This is a genomic window from Methylobacterium sp. GC_Met_2, assembly GCF_026540795.1.
Classification (GTDB): Bacteria; Pseudomonadota; Alphaproteobacteria; order Rhizobiales; family Beijerinckiaceae; genus Methylobacterium.
In genome coordinates, this window is record NZ_JALNUM010000038.1 from 17,350 (window position 1) to 35,971 (window position 18,622).

Genomic DNA, 18,622 nt, shown 5'->3' on the forward strand with positions numbered 1-18,622 from the left:
GGGCGGCCAGACCTGAAGTCGCAGGACACACGGCGCTGGCAGAAGGGCCCGACCTCAAGTGTTCCCTCTAACTGCTCGACCACGTCCTGGACTACCTAAAGTTCAAGAACCTGGACATGTACCGCATGTCGTCGGACATCGCGCCCTATGCGACCCATCCGGACATGCCGCAGTTCCACAACATGGTGGCGGAGAGCGATGACGAGTTGCGGGCGTTCGGCGCCAAGGCCCGGGCCGACGACATCCGGCTGTCGTTCCATCCCTCGCAGTATGTGTTGCTGAACGCCCCGAACCCCGAGCTCACGAAGAAGAGCATCTGGGATCTCTCCAGTCGGCGGAGATGCTGGATCGAAGGGAGCTGGGCGACGAGGCGGTGATGATCACCCACGTTGGCGGTGTCTACGACGACCACGAGGCGAGCCGGGCGCGTTGGGTCGACGGCTGGAACCTATGTCCGGAGCACGTGAAGCGCCGGCTGGGGCTTGAGAACGACGATCTGCGCTTCTCGGCGGCGGACGTGCTCTGGATCCACGAGCGTACCGGCGTTCGGCTCATCTTCGACGACAAGCATTTTTGGTGCCTCAACCCCGAGCGGTTGGACATGCGCGAGACCTTCGCGCGCTTCCTTGCGACGTGGCCGGCCGGCATCCGACCGAAGATGCACTTCTCCTCGCCGCGCACAGAGTTGCGCGAGATCAAGCAGAAGATCACCCCCAAGCAACGCGAGGCTGCCAAGGCCGGGAAGGCCAACGGTTCCAAAGCGTTGCTGAAAGCGCCGGTCAAGGCGACGGCCCGGTTCAAGACGGTGTTGCGGCCTCCCACATGGACAGGTCACGCCGACTTTACGAACCCCTTCGAGTTCGCGACTTTGATGCGGATGGCCGAAGGACTCATCTTCGACGTGATGCTGGAGGGGAGGTCCAAGGACCTCAGCCTGCTGCGGCTCCGTCCTGATCTGCTGCGATTCGCACCCGACATCGCCGCTCGGTTCGGCATCACCGCACAGGAGGCGACGGACGACGAGGAGCAACCGGAGGAGGGTGTCGATGCCGACGGAGAGGCGGATGTCGACGAAGGGCACGTCGAAGCCGCGGAATGACCCCGGAAAACCGATGTACCTGCAGACGTTTGGTCGGTAGGCGCGACCAGGGAACCGGAGCGCGGAACTCATCATGAGCGACACGGCATCAAGAACCTCGGATGGTCCCCATGTCCGCACGACTGCCATGCCGCGCGACACGAACGCGGCGGGTGCGATCTTCGGCGGCTGGACGGTGTCCCAGATGGATCTAGCAGGCGGCACCTTCGCCTCGCAGCGGGTGAAGGGACGCATCGCGACGGCCAGCATCGACGCGATGCGCTTCCTCCGACCCATCGCGGTGGGTGACGAGGTGCGTTGCTCATGCACTCTCCAGGACGGGGGTGAGATGTCGTTCGGCGGGAAGGTTGAGGTTTGGGTCCGCGACCGCATCGGCGGAGATGGGGAGAAGGTCACTGAGGGCGTCTTCACCGCCGTCGCCGTGGACGACGACGGGAAGCCACGGCAGGGCAACGACGGTTGATCGAACTATCGATGGAATGGGCCGCGACCCGCCGTCTTGGAGACCGCAGCGGGCGGCCCCGGTGAAATCGAACCGGACCATGCCGTAGTTCTGACCGCCGTGGGACAGGTCGCTTAGGTGATCCTGTCGAGCGGTGATGCAGCTGCGGGCATCGGGCGCGACGTCCAGGGTCCGCCTGCTTCGGCGGCACCGGGAAAGGCACCGGTGCCGCGGCCAGGATCGGCCTCCACGGCGCGTTCCAACCCTCCACCCGGGGAGACGAAGGCCGCGCTTACGGGTTGAACGCCCCACGGTCTTTCCGTCGCGGTCGTGGCCTTGCGCGAGACGCGCGAGACGCCTTCGGGATATGGTGGACGTACGGAACGAAGGGGACGTTGAGCGGTCGGGATTGGGTTTTCCCCTGGTTTGGCAAGGACCCGCGACGGAGTCGCAAGGAGCGGTGAGCGAGGGATGTTCGGTCGGAATCCGCAGGTCGAAGACCGTAGACAGGTGGCATTGGCCGACTACGGCATCCTCGACACGCCTGCCGAGGCCGAGTTCCAGGACATCGTGAAGGTCGCGTCCGAGGTCTGCGGCATGCCAGTCTCACTGATCTCTCTCCTCGACGGCGAGCGGCAGTGGTTCAAGGCCGAGGTCGGCTTCGGCCAGGACGAGACGCCCCTGTCGCAGTCGATCTGCGCCTACGCCGCGCAACAGGACGACATCTTCGAGATCGAGGACTTGACCCGGGACCGTCGCACGGCCTCCAACCCGCTCGTCACCGGAGGCCCCCAGGTCCGCTTCTACGCGGGCGCGCCGCTGATCACGCCCGATGGCGTGTCCCTAGGCGCCCTGTGCGTCCTCGACACCAAGCCCAACAAGCTCACGCCTTCCCAGGCGTTCGTGCTCCGCACCCTGTCACGCCAAGTGATCACGGTCCTGGAACTGCGGCGCTCCCTCCGGCAACGCCGGGAGAGCGACCGACGCAACAAGGCCATCCTGCAGAGCGCAGTCGACTACGCCATCGTCTCGCTGGACTTGAAAGGCTTGGTCACGAGTTGGTCCCCTGGCGCCGAACACATCCTCGGTTGGGACGAGGCCGAGATGTGCGGCAAGCCGGTTCACGTATTCTTCACCGAGGAGGACGTCTACGCTGGCATCCCCGAGCAGGAGATGGCCTCCGCACTCCTGCACGGGTGCGGCACCGACGAGCGCTGGCACATCCGCAAGAGCGGCGAGCGCTTCTGGGCCAACGGCGAGATGATGCCGCTCTGGGACGAGCATGGCCGGCACGAGGGCTTCCTCAAAATCCTCCGGGACCGCACCAGCCAGCGGAACGCCGCCGCCAAGGAGGCGGCTGACGCCGCGTTCATGCGGGGCGTGCTGTCCTCGTCGGCCGACTGCATCAAGGTGCTCGACCCGAACGCCCGGCTGACCTTCATGAACGATGGTGGCTTGGCCGTTATCGAGGCCGATGACTTCAACCAGGTCAGGGGCTGCGACTGGACCGGTTTCTGGCAGGGGAAGTCACGGGACGACGCGAGGGCGGCGTTCTGGGCGGCGCTGGCTGGCGGCACTGGGCATTTCCAGGCACCGGCCGAAACGCTCAAGGGCACGCCCAAGTGGTGGGACGTGCAGGTCACCCCGATTCGCGACGCCGAGGGCCGCCCCGAGCGGCTCCTTGTGGTCTCGCGCGACATCACCAAGCAGCGGGCATCGGACCAGCTTGTCACCGAAAGCGAGAAACGCTGGCGCGGCCTGTTTGAGGGCATGCAGGAGGGCTTCTTCAGCGGCGAGATCATCCGTGACGCCGACGGCAAGCCGGTCGATTACCGATTCGTCGAGATCAACCCCGCCTTCGCGGCCCAATCTGGACTACCGGTCGAGACCGTGGGCCGGAGCTTGCGGGAGACCATCTCGGACATCCCGGACTGGGTGATCGAGACCTACGCGCGGGTGGTCGACACCGGGACGCCCGAGGTCTTCGAAATCGCGGTGCCCGAGCTGCGGCGCACCTTCGAAGTCCGGGCCTACCGCGAGACCGAGCAACGCTTCGCCGCGATGTTTATCGACGTCTCTGAGCGCAAGCGGGCTGACGCCATGCGCGCCGCTCTTGCTGAACTCGGCGACCGGCTGCGCAACACGGACAACCGGGCGGAGAGCGCCAAGGTTGCTGCGGAGATCCTCGGGCGCACCCTCGGATTGTCCCATGCCGGATACGGGTCGGTCCGCCACGACAGCGAGACCATCGACGTCGGGCAAGGCTGGACCGCATCGGGATTGCCGTCGGTCAACGGCATTCACGCGTTCCGGGATTACGGCTCGTACATCGAGAACCTCAAGGGCGGCCACGCGGTCATCATCGACGACGTGACCGAGGATCCTCGGACATCCGAGGACGCCGCGGCCCTCGCTGCCATCCATGTCCGCTCACTGCTCAACCTGCCGCTCATGGAGCACGGCCGGTTCGTCGCGCTGCTCTACGCCCTGAAGGACGCCCCCTACGCCTGGACACCGGCGGAGATCGGCTTCGCCAACACCATCGCGGACCGGACCCGAGCGGCCATGGCGCGTATTGAGGCGGAGGAGCGGCAGACGACGCTCAACCTCGAACTCAGCCACCGCATGAAGAACATGCTGGCGATGGTGCAGTCCATCGCCACCCAGACCATGCGCACGGCGACCGACCTGGACGCGGCCAAGGAGACCCTCGCGGGCCGGCTCATCGCGCTCAGCAAGTCCCATGACCTGCTGCTCGACGGCACGGTGGGCTCCGCCCCCATCGAGACTCTAATCCGGAACGCCTTGCGGAACCACGAGGACAACGCGGGTCGCTTCGTCCTGGAAGGGCCGAGCTTCACGGTCGGCTCGAAGGCGGCGATGTCGCTGTCGCTGATGCTGCACGAGCTCGCCACCAACGCGGCCAAATACGGGGCCCTATCCACGGCGATCGGCAAGGTGTCGGTTGTCTGGTCGCTGCGCCAGAACGGTGGCGAGCCACACTGCGTCCTGCGTTGGTCGGAGCAGGGCGGTCCGGTGGTCGTACCGCCGACGCGGACCGGGTTCGGGTCCAGGCTGATTGGGCGGGGGCTCGCGGGAAACTTTGGCGGCGAGGTGGATCTCTCGTACCCGGCAGCCGGCGTCGTATGCCTGATCGACGCCCCCCTCACGGGCCTTCAGGCGGAGGATGCGCCGACCGCCGGGCACTGAGGCCGCCGATGGCTCGCCGGGACGGCCGACGCAAGGTGGCCGACGCCGCATCGCAGGCGGTGATGCCACGAACGCCACGTCCCGTTTTCGCACGGATGCGCAAGCCGGGGATGCCGCTAGTGGTTGACCGACACCGGGAAGTCCATGGTCGAGATCGGCAGGTCCCAAACCGGTCGGATGTAGCGTTATCCGACGGGGAGATGCCGGTCATGGGCGCGTCAACAGCCTGACGGCAATGATCTGCCCGACCTCTGCGCCGAGAGCGTCAGGGGTTCGTGCCGGATCGCCTCCAGACACTCGGCCGATTGCGCGGCGTCCGTCGGACGCTGGCCTGGCGCTTCGGGCGGGTGGAGCGAATTTTCGCACGTATGGGTTCCACGCCCGTGGGCCGGCACGTGCGACCGGGTCGACCGATCCGACGGGCAAGCGGCGGTCACCGAGCAGTCGACGAAACCTGTTCGACTGTAGCAGGATGCAGGCGTTCGACGGCCGCGGCCACGTCCTGGAGGCTGGCGTCCCCCTTGCGCAGGACGCTATCGGCGCCCGCGAGCCGGCGTCGCTCCTCCGCAGATACGTCCCTGGCGCTGAGCACCACCACCGGCACCTCCGCGCAGGCCGGCATGGCGCGGAGCTCGCGTAGGAAGGTGAACCCATCCATCACCGGCATCGTCAGGTCGAGGAGCACGAGCCCCGGGCGTGCCTCGCGCACCCGCGCAAGCGCCTCAGCGCCGTCTCCGGCCTCGCGCACCGCGAACCCGTGCCGGACGAGGGTCGAACGAAGCCGGCGGCGCATGTCGGCGTCGTCGTCCACGACGAGCACGTCGCCCGCATCGGTGCCGATGCGGTCGAGGACGCCGCGCAGCCGGGGCCAGTCCACCGGCTTCGGGATCGATCCGGCTGCGCCGAGTGAGGCCCCGAGCGCCGGGTCGGCGACGAAGCTGACCATGACGACCGGGATATCCTGCGTGATCTCGTCGGCCTTCAGCGTGGCCAGGACGGCCCAGCCGTCCATCTCCGGCATCATCACGTCGAGCAGGATCGCCATCGGACGAAGCTTCCGAGCCAAGTCGATCCCGCTTCGTCCATCGGCGACGGCCCGGGCCGCGAACCCCTGTCGTGTCAGGTAGCGGACCATCAGGTCGCGCTGGCTCGCCTCGTCGTCGATGATCAGGACGACGTGGCCGTCCCCGTGCGGCTCAGCATCCGTGAGCGGTGGCGACGGGAACGTGCTTTCCTGCTGCGGGTCCGGGAGGATCGCGGGGAGCGCCAGCGTGAAGGTCGTCCCGACGCCCTCGGCGCTCGTCACCGTGACGTCGCCCCCCATCAGCCGCGCGAGTGCCTTAGTCAAGGCGAGGCCGAGCCCTGTGCCGCCGAAGCGGCGCGTGGTGGTTTCGTCGGCCTGCTTGAACCGCTCGAACAGACCCGCAACCTGTTCCCGCGTCATCCCGATGCCGGTGTCAATGACGGCGAACGTGAGTCTGTCGCCCCCCTGGCGGCGCTCGCGGCGGACTCGCAGCGTGACCGTGCCGCCTTCCGTGAACTTGGCGGCGTTGCCGAGCAGGTTGAACAGGCACTGGCGCAGCTTCACCGCATCGGTGCGCATTTCGCCGAGGTCTGGCGCCAGGTCGAGCGCGAAGCGGTTGCCCTTCTTGGCGATCAACGCCTCGACCGTCCCCGCGGCGTCGCGGGTGAACGCCTCGACCACGACGTCCTCGGCGTAGACGTCCATCTTCTCGGCCTCGACCTTCGACAGGTCGAGCACGTCGTTGATGAGCCCGAGCAGGTGCTGGGCGTTCGACTTGATCTTGCCCAGGTCGCCGACCAGGGCGTCCTCGCCCGCATCCTCGGCGTCCTCCTCCAGCATCTCGGCATAGCCGATCACCGCTGAGAGCGGCGTGCGCAGCTCGTGGCTCATGTTGGCCAGGAATGCGCTCTTGGCGCGGTTGGCCCCCTCCGCAGCGTCGCGCGCCTCGCACAGCGCGGTCTCGTACTGGTGGCGGGCGGTGACGTCCGCGTGCACGCCGACCCACTCTCGGATCGTGCCGTCAACGTCGTGGACCGGGATGGCGCGGACCGCGTAGTGCCGGAAGAAGCCGTCCGGCGCCCGGATGCGATGCTCGATCGCGAAGGATCCGCCCGAGCGGACCGCGTCCGTCCAGGCCCGGACCGTCTCGGGTAGGTCCTCGGGATGGATGGCCGATGCCCAGCCGCCCCCGCGGTAATCGGCGAACGCCTGACCGGTGATCTGCTCCCAGCCGGGCTGCTCCTCGACAAAGTCGCCGGAAACGTCGGCCGTCCACATCACACCGTCCACCGCGAGGACCGCGGAGCGGAAGCGAGCCTCGCTCACGTGCAGGCGGCGCTGGACGCGCCGCTGGTCGAGGGAGCCGGCCATCATCGCCAGGAACAGGATGACGAAGGTCACGCCGGCCACGGAAAGGGCGATGTTCTGCTGGTTGGCTCCCAGGGCGGTGGCGTGGGCAGCGTGGGCTCCGGCCTCCTCCGCGGTGAAGGTCGCTGCGGCCATGCCGGTGTAATGCATACCGGCCACCGCCAGGCCCATGACGCAGGCGGCGGCGAGCTTCTGCCAGGGGCGATTGCGCCGGAAGGTCAGCCACAGGGCGGCCGTCGCCGCGGTGACCGCGATGGCCACGGAAACCGCGACGATGGCGGGGTCGAAGGCGAGGTTGCCGGGCACGCGCATCGCGGCCATTCCGGTGTAGTGCATGGCGGCCACGCCCACGCCCATGAGCGGCCCGGCGACGAGAAGCGCCCGCATGCCGGTTCCGCGCACCGCGACCCAGGCGAAGGCGGCGGCGGTCACGCCGACCGCAATCAGCAACGACAGGAGCGTCAGGCCCAGGTCGTATGCGGCGGGCATGCCCATCTCGAAGGCGATCATGCCGACGAAGTGCATCGCCCAGATGCCGCCGCCCATCGCCACCGCGGCCCCGGCGCCCCAGGCCCAGCGCGGACCGATATCGGGCTTGCGCACGCGCGCGCCGAGGTCGAGCGCCGCGTAGGACGCGAACACCGCGATGACGATGGACAGTCCGACGAGGGCCGGGTTGTAGCCGGTGTGAACCATGGGCGACCGAGTCCGGGTAAGCGCCGTGCCGTGGTGGGGCACGGAGCGATGATGTGGGCGCGAACGTGACGCCGTGGGGCGGCGGGATGACGTCGGCCCGATCCGCCACCGGGGCAAGACGCCATCACGGCGTCCGTTCCTGTCGAGGCTCGGCGCATCGGGAAAGGTGCGGCCTCTGAGCGTCGTGACCGGGTCGAAACGCGTCCGGCGACGTTACCTGCCTGGGCGCCGCGCGTAGCCGGCACAGCGTAAAGAGTTTGACACCCCATGCCGACCGACGAAGCCGTGATCCCGCGCCCGCCTGCCCAGGTGCCGCCGCCCCTCGTCCCGGGCCTGCGCGGGCTCCTGACCCTCGCGGTCGGCGTCGTGCTGATCGCCGCCCTCTACTTCGGGCGCGAGGTGTTCATCCCCCTGGTTCTGGCGGTGCTCCTCAGCTTCGTCCTTGCGCCGGTGGTGAACTTGCTGCGCCGGATCAGGATCGGACGCGTGCCCTCGGTCATCGTCGCGGTCCTGCTGGCGCTCGGCGTTATCGGCGGCATCGGCGCGGTCATCGGCACCCAGGTCGCCGGGCTCGCCGGCAACCTGCCTCAGTATCAGACCACCGTGCAGAAAAAGTTCGCTGGCCTGCAGGACGGATGGCTGGGGCAAGCCAACAGGGTCATCGCCAAGTTCAGCCATCAGGTCAGCGACGCCACCCAGAAGGCGGATGCAGCCGGAACCAGCGCAGCCACGGGTCCCGGCGGGGATACCCCGAAGGCGCAGCTCGTGCGCGTCCAGGAGCCGGACATCTCGCCGTTGGCGCTGGCCGAGAAGGTGCTCGGGCCGATCTTCGAGCCCCTGACGACGGTCGGCATCGTCCTCGTCGTGGTCGTGTTCCTGCTGCTTCAGCGCGAGGATCTGCGCAACCGCATGATCCGCCTGTTCGGGTCGAGCGACCTGCACCGCACCACCGTGGCCATGGACGACGCGGCGGGCCGGCTCGGCACCTACTTCCTCGCCCAACTCGGCATGAACGCCGCCTTCGGCGTCATCGTCGGCGTCGGCCTCTGGATCATCGGCGTGCCCAACCCGCTCCTGTGGGGTGTGTTCTCGGCGCTGATGCGCTTCGTTCCCTACATCGGCGCCTTCATCTCGGGCATCCTTCCCGTGGCGCTCGCGGCCGCGGTCGACCCGGGCTGGTCGATGGTCATTGCCACCGCGGCCCTGTTCCTGATCGCCGAGCCGATTTTCGGGCAGGTGATCGAGCCGCTGCTCTACGGCCACTCCACCGGGCTGTCGCCGTTCGCGGTGATCGTCTCGACCCTGTTCTGGGGGTTTCTCTGGGGGCCGATCGGCCTGATCCTCGCTACCCCGTTCACCGTCTGTCTCGTCGTGCTCGGACGCCACGTCGACAGCCTGGAGTTCCTAGACATCCTGCTGGGCGACCGGCCGCCGCTGACGCCGGTCGAAAACTTCTACCAGCGCATGCTGGCCGGCGACCCGGACGAGGCGCGCGACCTCGGCGAGGCCATGCTGAAGGAGCGCTCGTTGTCGTCATATTACGATGAAGTCGCGCTCAAGGGCCTGCAACTCGCCGCCAACGACTATGCCCGCGGCGTCGTCATCCCGGCGCAACTGGAAAACATCCGCGCGTCCGCCCGTTCGCTGGTCGAGGATTTCGAGGCGCACGAGGACGCCGAGCCGACCCGCGACACCAAGGCGGTCAACCCGAGCGAGACTCCGACGCTCGCCGAGAGGGCGCACCCGAAGAACGAGGCGGTGCCAGGCCAAGCTCCGCCCCGCGAGGCCCTTCCCGAGGCATGGCGCGGCGAGACACCGGTCCTGTGCGTGGCCGGGCGAGGTCCGCTCGACGAGGCGTCCTCGGCGATGCTGGCGCAATTGCTGCGCAAGCACGGGCTCGGCGCCCGTGTGACGCCGTACCAAGCCGTCTCTCGCGACGGCATCCGAGACCTGGACGTGGCGGGGGTGGCCATGGTCTGCGTGTCCTACCTCGACATCTCCGGCAACCCGGCGCACCTGCGCTACCTGCTGGAGCGCCTGAAGCGCAGGGTGCCCGGCGTGCCCGTGCTGGTCGGCTTGTGGCCCGAGGGCGAGAAGGTGCTCACCGACGCCAGCCTCGGGCGCGAGGTCGGCGCAGACGTCTACGTGTCCTCCCTCCGCGCGGCCGTGGAGGCGTGCCTTCGCGCCGCTGGGGGATCGACGGAGATCCCTGGTTCGTCCACCGGGATCCGGGCGGCGTGAACGCGGCGTTCGACCCTCGACCGCCATCATCGTGGGCTCTGTCCACCAGGAATGTCCGGGTCGTGCGCGCCTCGGCACACGTGGACTGAGGGTCACGGCCGAGGGGGGGCGATCCGATGCGCCACGTTGCATTCGTTGGCGCGCCGGGCCACCGCCTCAATGTGCTGCGAGGCCGCGGCGGTCCTTGACGGTTCGCCTTCCGAACGGACATTCGAATAGGCGGGGGGCGGGTCATTTGCGTGGCCGAATTTCACCCCTGCCTATGTCCGTCTTCGGGCAGCCCTCATAGCCGCTTCAACTTTCCGCAACGGGTGCAGGCTGTGTGAAAACGTGTTGATTTGGTAGGATAGATCCTGGTCTGAGGAGGCCGGGATGAAGCGCTTCATCGCAGGCGAGGATCGTCGGCAGATCACGCTCCTCCCCGACGGCTTGGACGACTACATCACCGCCGACAATCCGGTTCGCTTCGTCGAGGTCTCCGTCGATGAGCTGGATCTAGCCGCGCTCGGCTTCGCGGGCGCCGTGCCGGAGGCAACGGACCGTCCGGCCTATCACCCGGCGACGCTGCTCAAGATCTGCCTTTACGGTTACCTCAACCGCGTCCCGTCGAGCCGCCGCCTCGAACGCGCGAGCCAGCCCAACATCGAGCTGATCTGGCTCACCGGCCGGCTGATGCCCGACTCTAAGACGCTGGCCGACTTCCGCAGGGACAATGGCCCGGCCATTCAGGCGGCCTGCGCGCAGTTCGTAGTGCTGTGCCGCCAGTTGAACCTGGTCAGTAAGACCGTCGTCGCGATCGATGGCAGCAAGTTCAAGGCGGTCAACAACCGCGACAAGAACTACACCGCCGCCAAGGTCGAAGCCCGGCTGGCGCAGGTCGAGACGAGCATCGGCCGCTACCGCGCGGCGCTGGATCGGGCCGACCGCGTGCCGAGCGATGTCGCCGAGGCGCGCACGACGCGGCTCAACGAGAAGATCGCTCGCCTGCGCGAGCCGATGCAGGTCCTTCAGGCGATGGGTCGGCAGGTCGAGGCCGCCCCCGACGGCCAAGTCTCGCTGACCGATCCCGATGCGCGCTCCATGGCGGCCAGCGGCAAGGGCACCGGCACGGTCGGCTACAACGTCCAGGCCGCGGTCGATACCAACCACCACCTGATCGTGGCGCATGCGGTGACCAACGTCGGCAGCGACCGGGCGCAGCTCGCACCGATGGGCCTCCTGGCGCAGGCCGCGACGGGATGCGCGACGCTCACGGTGCGGGCCGACCGGGGCTACCGCAACGGGGGCAGGTGCCGGCCTGCGAGGGCACGGGCGTGCTGCCGTAAGTGCCCAAGACCCTGACCTCGGTCCATGCGAAGCGCGGCCTCTTCACGGGATGGGACTTCATCTACGACGCTGGACATGACCCCTACATCTGTCCGGCCGGCCAGCGCCTGACCGAGGGGCTTGTCCGGTCCGATCGCCGAACCGAGGGCGACGCGATGGACCACTACCGCAACCTGACGGCCTGTCTCGATTGTGCGCTCAAGCCCCGCTGCCCGCCCGCAGAGACGCGGCGGGTCAGACGGTGGGTGCACGAGGACGTGCTCGATGCGATGCAGGAGCGGCTCGACCGGATGCCGGACGCGATGAAGATCCGTCGCCAGACGGTGGAGCACCCGTTCGGCACACTGAAGGCTTGGATGGGAGCAACACACTTCCTGACCCGGACCTTGGCGAAGGTCAGGACCGAGATGCGCGTGCGGGTTCTGGCCTACGACATGAAGCGGATGATCCAGATCTTCGGGGTCGGTCCGCTGATGGCAGCGATCCGAGCCTGAGGCCCACCACCGCACGCCGCGACGCGACTCCGCGCGTCACCCCAAATCCTGAAGGATCTGCGTTCTCACACGGCCTCGGTGGGTAGCGGACGTTCCGGATGGCGGTGCGGCCGCTTATCTGACGGCGATCTAATTTCCCTGATGTGACAGTCGTGAGCTTGTAAGAACAAACCCTGGCGCGCATGGCTGCCCCATGTCCGTGCGTCGCACCGTCACCGTCTCGATCGCACCGGAACAGGACGCGCTCCTTCGCGCCTTCCTTGCCTCCGGCCGCTACCGCTACATCAGCGAGGTCATGCGCTCCGCGCTCCGTCTTTTGGAGCGTGACGAGGCCGTGGCCCTCTCGGCGATCAGAAATTCTGGTGTCAGCCATGAGGTGCTGCGTGGCTGAGCTGACAGGCCAGCCGGGCGGGTTCCTCAAGGGCGGCGGAGAGATGGGCGCGCTCATGCGTGCCTACGATTGGTCGACGACCACACTCGGGCCAAAGGAGCGCTGGCCTCAATCGCTCGTGACGCTCGTGCGCGTCATGCTCAATTCGCAACAACCCATGTTCATCGCGTGGGGGCCGGACCGCACCCTGGTCTACAACGACACCTACGCGCCGATGCTGGGCGGGAGGCACCCGTCAGCCCTCGGACGCCCGTTCTTCGAGATCTGGCCTGAGGTCCGGGACGCGGTGGGTGCCTTAATGGACCGCGTGTTCACGGGCGACCCCGTGCACATGGATGACCTCCAACTCACCCTTCATCGCAACGGCTATCCCGAGGAAACCCACTTCGCGTTCTCCTACACCCCCGTCTTTGGGGATGACGGAGCCGTCGCCGGCCTGTTCTGTGCCTGCACCGAGACAACTCGTCAGGTCCTTGCCGAGCGCCAGGCTGCGTCCGAACGGCAGCGGCAGCGGGTGATGCTGCAGCAGATGCCGGGGTTCGTCGCGGTGCTGCGGGACCCGCCTCACATCTTCGAGTACGTCAACGACGCCTATGTCACGATTGCCGGGCAACGCGACTACCTGGGGCGCAGCGCCCGCGAGGTGTTCCCGGAGGTCGAAGGCCAGGGGTTCTTCGAGCTGCTCGACCGGGTCTACACGACCGGCGAGGCGTACACGGCCAGCAATCAGCCGATCCGGTTCGCCGGCGATGACGCCGATCGCTTCATCACCTTCATCTATCAGCCCATTCGCGACGCGGCGGGCGCCGTCACCGGCATCTTCGTCGGTGGGTACGAGATGACCGACCAAGTGCGCGCGCGCGCCGCGCTAGCTGAAAGCGAGAGCCGCTACCGCGCCCTGTTCGAGAGCATCGACGTCGGGTTCTGCATCATCGAGTTGAGGTTCGAGGGCGATCGCGCCGTCGATTATCGCATCGTCGAGGCCAATCCCGCTTTCGAACGGCAGACCGGGGCCAACGTCCTCGGTTTATGGGTAAGCGAGTTCGCGCCCGATCTCGAACACCATTGGTTCGAGACCTACGGGCATGTCGCGCTGACCGGCGAACCGGCGCATTTCGAGAACAAGGCGGACGTGTTCGGGCGGTGGTTCGACGTGCGCGCGCTCCGCGTCGGTGACCCGGGGGAGCATCGCGTCGCGGTCCTGTTCAGTGACATCTCCGAACGGAAGCGCATGGAGGATGCACTCCGCGTCATGAACACGACGCTGGAGCGACAGGTTTCCGAACGGACGGCGGAGCGGAATTTCCTCGCGACCATCGTCGAGCGCACCGACGTCCTGGTGATGGCCGCGGACCTGAACTACACCATCCTGGCCATCAACAAAGCGAATGCCGACGAGTTCGAGCGCATCTACGGCGTGCGCCCCAAGGTTGGCGATAACATGCTCGATCTGCTCGCGGACCAGCCGGAGCATCAGGCGCAGGTACGGGCCGGATGGGGCCGGGGGCTTGCCGGCGAGGAAACCACCTTCGTTGAGGACTATGGCGATCCCGAGCGGACCCGTCCCTATTACGAGATCAAGTTCCGCACCCTGCGCGATGAACGCGGCGAGCGCGTGGGTTGCTACCAGTTCGTGGCCGACGTCACGGAACGGTTGCGCGGCCAGGCTGAGCTGGCCCAGGCTCAGGAAGCCCTGCGCCAATCGCAGAAGATGGAGGCGGTGGGCCAACTCACCGGAGGCTTAGCTCACGACTTCAACAACCTGCTGGCGGGCATCTCCGGCTCACTGGAACTGATGCAGACCCGGATGCAGCAGGGCCGCCTTACGGACGTGGACCGCTACATGACGGCGGCACAGGGGGCAGCCAAGCGCGCTGCGGCCCTGACGCATCGCCTCCTCGCGTTCTCGCGCCGCCAGACGCTCGATCCGAAGCCCACCGACGTGACCCGGCTTGCCACGGGCATGCACGACCTGATCCAGCGAACGGTCGGACCCGGCATCCCGGTCGAGGTCGTCGGCGCGACCAATGGCTGGCCTGCCTTGGTGGACCCGCCGCAGCTTGAGAACGCGCTTCTGAACCTCTGCATCAATGCGCGCGACGCGATGCCGGATGGGGGCACCATCACCGTCGAGACCGCAAACAAGTGGATGGACGAGCGGGCCGCGCGACAGCACGACTTGCCCGAGGGGCAGTACCTTAGCCTTTGCGTGACCGACACCGGCACCGGCATGCCACCGGAGGTCGTCGCCAGGGCATTCGACCCGTTCTTCACGACGAAGCCCATCGGCGAGGGGACCGGCCTCGGCCTGTCGATGATCTACGGCTTCGCCCAGCAGTCAGGCGGGCAGGTTCGGATCTACTCGGAGGTCGGGCAGGGCACCACGGTGTGCATCTACCTGCCGCGCCACTATGGGGAGGTCGAGGATGAGACGAGAGATCAAACGATCGGCGAACTGCCACGCTCCGAGGCTGGTGAGACGGTCCTGATCGTCGACGACGAGCCGACCGTGCGCATGCTGATCACCGACATCCTTGAAGACCTCGGCTACGCGGCGATCGAGGCTGGAGACAGTGCCACTGGCCTCAAGGTGCTGCAATCGGACGTGCGTATCGACCTGCTGGTCACGGATGTTGGGCTGCCGGGTGGCATGAACGGGCGGCAGATGGCCGACGCCGCGCGGGTCCACCGTCCTGAACTAAAGGTGTTATTCATCACGGGCTACGCAGAGAACGCAATCCTCGGCAACGGGACGCTTCCGCCGGGCATGGCGGTGCTAACCAAGCCGTTCGCGATGGACCGCATGGCTGCGCGCATCCGCTCGATGATCGAGGGCAGCAAGGAGCAGGCGCTGCGCTCATAGTCGTGTGTCCGCTATGGGTGACTATCGGATTTTGGCTCTTGATCCGACAGCGGACGTTCCGCATCCGACCCAACTTTGCCGTTAGCCGTCATCCCCGCCGTAATCCGGAAGCGGTCGTCCGTTTTGCTGCCGCTTCCAGGAGTTCCTACCGGAGTTGCCGGGTTGGGGCTCGTTTTCGTCAGGGAAGCCGGGGCTCACGCCGCGAAGAGTTCGGAATCGATCGGGGCGTGATCGACCCGTGGGTCAAGTTCCAACGTCTTTTCGCGAGCGCTGCGGGGAGGCGCGGATGGAGGACGAAATCACGGCCTACCGGTCGCCACCGACTGGCTAGCCCCGGGGCGGGCCGGTCTCCGCGTCGCGTTCCGCCAGGGCCCGACGGAGTTCGAGTTGGGCATGACCTGAGCGGCCAAGGCCTGGAGCCCTTCCGATCGCTCCGGCGAGAGTCTCTCGGGCCGGGGGACCGTATCGATGACGCAGAGGCTGCCGAGCGCCTCGCCGTCCGGTGTTAAGAGCGGGGCTCCCGCGTAGAATCGGATGTGGGTTCCCCCGTCACCAGCGGGTTTCGCCGGGTGCGCTCGTCCTTATTCAAATCCGCGATGACCAGGGGCGTGCTCTGCCGGATGGCATGGGAGCAGACCGACGAACGCAGGTCGGTCTGGCATTGGTCGAACCCGGAGCGCGCCGTAAACCATTGCCGGTCGGTATCGACGAAGCTGATCAACGCCACGGGTGCGGTGCATAGCGTCCTGGCGAGCATCGCCACCCCGTCGAAGACCGCCTCCGGGCCACTGTCGAGGATGCGATACCGCGCCAGCAGCGCCGTCCGGTCCCCGTCGGCGCCGGGCGGTAGGACAGGCTCTGGAAGCATCGCCGCCCCCGCCTTCGGCCCAGACGTGGCGGCGGGTTCGCGGATCACCCGGCGGAGCACGCGACCGATCTGCTCGTCCGAGTAGGGCTTGTGCATGACCTCGAAGCCGTGGGTGTCGTCCTGGGACAGCACGTGACTGTGCCCGGACGCGAGCACGACCGGCATGCCGGGAAAGCGGGTCCGCAGACGCCGGGCGAGTTCGAGCCCGCCCATCCCGGGCATCACCACGTCGGAGAACACCGCCTGGAAGCCGGCCCCATCCGTTCCGAGGCGATCCAAGGCCTCCTCGGCGTTCGCAGCCCAGGTCGTAGCGTAGCCGAGATCCTCTAGGATCTGGGTGCAGAAGCGCCCGACCTCGACGTTGTCCTCGACCACCAGGACGCGCTGGCCGTCGGCGATCGGACCCTGCCGCTCCACGGTCCCTTCGGCCGGCTGCTCGGGAACCTTCGCCTCGACCTCCGGAAGGTAGAGCGTGAAGGTGGTCCCGCGCCCGACCTCGCTTGTCACGGCCACGTCGCCGCCGGATTGCTTGGTAAAGCCGAACTCCTGCGACAGGCCGAGCCCCGTGCCCTTGCCGACGGCCTTCGTGGTGTAGAACGGCTCGAAGATCCGCTCGATCAGCCCCGGCTCGATGCCGACGCCCCCGTCGGTGATCGACAGGGCGACGAACGCTGCCTCGGACCCGGCATGGCCGCGCAGCGGCGGCAACGGGCATCCGCACCGGACCTCCAGCCTCGGCGTTCCCGCGCCGTCCATCGCGTCGCGGGCGTTGACGGCCATGTTCACCAAGGCGGTCTCGAACTGGCTGCGATCGGCGCGGACCGCGCAGTGTCCGTCCGGGATGACCGTCTCGATGCGGATGCGACAGCCGGTGACGGTATCGAGCATGTCCGCGGCGGCACGAAGCCGCTCGCCGACGTCAAACACCTCCGGGTTCAGGGTCTGGCGCCGCGCGAAAGCCAGAAACTGGCTGGTAAGCCTCGCGGCCCGGTCGACCGTGTCCGAGACCGCGTCGAGGTAGCGGGCCTTGCGCGCCTCCGGGAGGTCGGGCCGGCGCAGGAAGTCGACCGACGAGCGGACGATGGTCAGCAGGTTGTTGAAGTCGTGCGCGACGCCCCCGGTCAACTGGCCGACCGCCTCCATCTTCTGGGCTTGGCGCAGGGCGTCCTCGGTGACGCGTTGGTCGGTCAGGGCGGTGGCAATGCGGATTTCCAGGGTTTCGTTCAGGTCGCGCAGAGCGTTCGATGCCTGGGCACGCTCCACGGCGTTCCAGGTCCGGGTGGCGACGTCCCGGACGAGGCCGATCTCGGCCTCGGCCCACTCGCGCACCACGCCCTGCCCGACGACGATGCTGCCTTCGAGCAAGCCTTCCCCCATCATCGGAACGGCAAGGAGCGCCCGGACGCCGTCCTGTGCGACGTTGGCCGTAGGATCGGGCTTGTCCGCCGTGTCGGCGACGGCGACGACGCGTCCGGACTGGAGGGTCGCAGCGCTCGCCTCGGGCAGTATGAGCTCGACGGGTTGGCCATCGGTCCAGCAATTCGTGAGCGAGGGCGCATGTTGGCTGTCGACCATGACGAAGCCCGCCACCCGCACGCCCAGATGCCGTCCGACCGCCTCGGTCGCCAGTCCCCGGATGCGTCCCGGATCGTCAGTCTCGCGCTGGGCCTGGATGAGCCCGAGCAGCAGGCCCTGCCAGGCTTCCCGGGCGGCAAGCGCGGTGAGCAGCCGGGCACGCTCCATCGGCGACCACGTCCGTTCGGCCTCGGACTGGTCGAGGAGAAGGTGCGCCAGGTCGCCGTGCTCGGACATCAGCGCGAGCATGTCCGGCTCGATCTCAAGCTCGGGATGAGTCTCGGTCCAATAGTGCGCCGTCCGCACGAAGACGAGGAAGGCGGTGAGCATCTCCAGGTTGCCCTCGCCGAAGGCGTGACCGACGACCCTGCGGGCGGGGAGCGACCGGAGCGGTTCCAGGAAGATCACGGTCAGCGCATCGAACAGGTCGGCCTCGCGCTGGCTCCCGGGCGACGGCATGGCCTCGGTAAACGTCTCGGCCTCCGGGCGGGCCATCGCGCGTTCGAACCCGGCCTCGCCCGGGATGGGCCGGCGCAGCATCGCCATGGCATGGGCGATCGCCTGGGGCTCGCATTCGGCGTCGCCCGCAGGGTAGCCGTGCCCGACGAGGAAGCCGACGTGGCGGACGATGCAGTACCGCACCTCGCAAAAGCGGGAGAGGTGGACGAACAGCCGTTCCTTGAACAGCGACCGCAGCGGGCTGTCGAAGTAGGCCGAGCGCGCGAAGTCCCGAAGGCGGTCGATCAACCCCGGCGCCGAGGCGGCGTGCAGAAGAAGTTCGGGAGCACGCCGAGCCGCGTGGCGATGTCGTTCTGCAAGGGCGTGCGCATCCGCGGCGTGGCGCCTCGGTTGGACAGGGACATCACGGCCGTCGGGAGCTTCCTTCCGGATAGGCCCGACGGTTCCCGCGGGGCGTGGGCGACGGAGAGGGCCGACGGCTTTCGGTCACATGGTACCTCGGAACCGTTCGTGCTCGCGCGAACGGGCCTTAACGCCGGAACCTCCTCCCGGTCGATCAGGCGCAG

10 protein-coding genes and 1 pseudogene are annotated in these 18,622 nt (G+C 67.7%); 8 read left to right on the forward strand and 3 right to left on the reverse strand.

The window, feature by feature from the left end:
• Positions 1-125: 125 nt before the first annotated feature.
• The 4 genes from OXS49_RS14840 to OXS49_RS14855 all read left to right on the forward strand — a co-directional run bounded on the left by OXS49_RS14840 (position 126) and on the right by OXS49_RS14855 (position 4,751).
• A complete protein-coding gene (locus OXS49_RS14840; protein WP_267425219.1) occupies positions 126-377 on the forward strand; it encodes a hypothetical protein in 252 nt (83 codons plus the stop codon).
• Entirely contained in the window at positions 377-1,099 is a 723-nt protein-coding gene (locus OXS49_RS14845) for a hypothetical protein (protein WP_267425221.1), read from the forward strand. The genes OXS49_RS14840 and OXS49_RS14845 overlap by 1 nt, the downstream gene beginning before the upstream one ends.
• A gap of 73 nt (positions 1,100-1,172) precedes the next feature.
• Positions 1,173-1,562, forward strand: a complete 390-nt coding sequence (locus OXS49_RS14850; protein ID WP_243998686.1) for a hotdog domain-containing protein — start codon at positions 1,173-1,175, stop codon at positions 1,560-1,562.
• Between the two features lie 450 nt (positions 1,563-2,012).
• Positions 2,013-4,751: a PAS domain-containing protein gene (locus tag OXS49_RS14855; protein ID WP_267425225.1), complete on the forward strand. Its 2,739-nt coding sequence runs from the start codon at positions 2,013-2,015 to the stop codon at positions 4,749-4,751.
• Positions 4,752-5,184: 433 nt separating this feature from the next.
• Here OXS49_RS14855 and OXS49_RS14860 read toward each other — a convergent pair whose 3' ends face one another.
• On the reverse strand, positions 5,185-7,839 hold the full coding sequence (locus OXS49_RS14860; RefSeq protein ID WP_267425228.1) for an MHYT domain-containing protein: 2,655 nt from the start codon (positions 7,837-7,839) through the stop codon (positions 5,185-5,187).
• 267 nt (positions 7,840-8,106) lie between these two features.
• Between OXS49_RS14860 and OXS49_RS14865 the strand changes: the two genes are divergently transcribed.
• From OXS49_RS14865 to OXS49_RS14880, 4 genes and pseudogenes are all read left to right on the forward strand, one after another.
• On the forward strand, positions 8,107-10,080 hold the full coding sequence (locus OXS49_RS14865) for an AI-2E family transporter (RefSeq protein ID WP_243998692.1): 1,974 nt from the start codon (positions 8,107-8,109) through the stop codon (positions 10,078-10,080).
• Positions 10,081-10,452: 372 nt separating this feature from the next.
• Positions 10,453-11,900, forward strand: a pseudogene (locus tag OXS49_RS14870) (IS1182 family transposase).
• A 193-nt stretch (positions 11,901-12,093) separates the two neighbouring features.
• The gene (locus OXS49_RS14875; protein ID WP_267425231.1) at positions 12,094-12,291 is read left to right on the forward strand and encodes a type II toxin-antitoxin system ParD family antitoxin; all 198 of its coding nucleotides are present in this window, start codon (positions 12,094-12,096) and stop codon (positions 12,289-12,291) included.
• A 43-nt stretch (positions 12,292-12,334) separates the two neighbouring features.
• A complete protein-coding gene (locus tag OXS49_RS14880) occupies positions 12,335-15,154 on the forward strand; it encodes a PAS domain-containing protein (protein WP_267425248.1) in 2,820 nt (939 codons plus the stop codon).
• A 299-nt stretch (positions 15,155-15,453) separates the two neighbouring features.
• Here OXS49_RS14880 and OXS49_RS33645 read toward each other — a convergent pair whose 3' ends face one another.
• Together OXS49_RS33645 and OXS49_RS14885 are read right to left on the reverse strand one after the other, a co-directional pair.
• Entirely contained in the window at positions 15,454-15,690 is a 237-nt protein-coding gene (locus OXS49_RS33645; protein WP_346016948.1) for a GAF domain-containing protein, read from the reverse strand.
• Positions 15,660-18,344 carry an ATP-binding protein gene (locus OXS49_RS14885; RefSeq protein ID WP_267425234.1) on the reverse strand — a complete coding sequence of 895 codons (2,685 nt, stop codon included), beginning with the start codon at positions 18,342-18,344 and terminating at the stop codon, positions 15,660-15,662. The genes OXS49_RS33645 and OXS49_RS14885 overlap by 31 nt, the downstream gene beginning before the upstream one ends.
• Positions 18,345-18,622 lie beyond the last annotated feature (278 nt).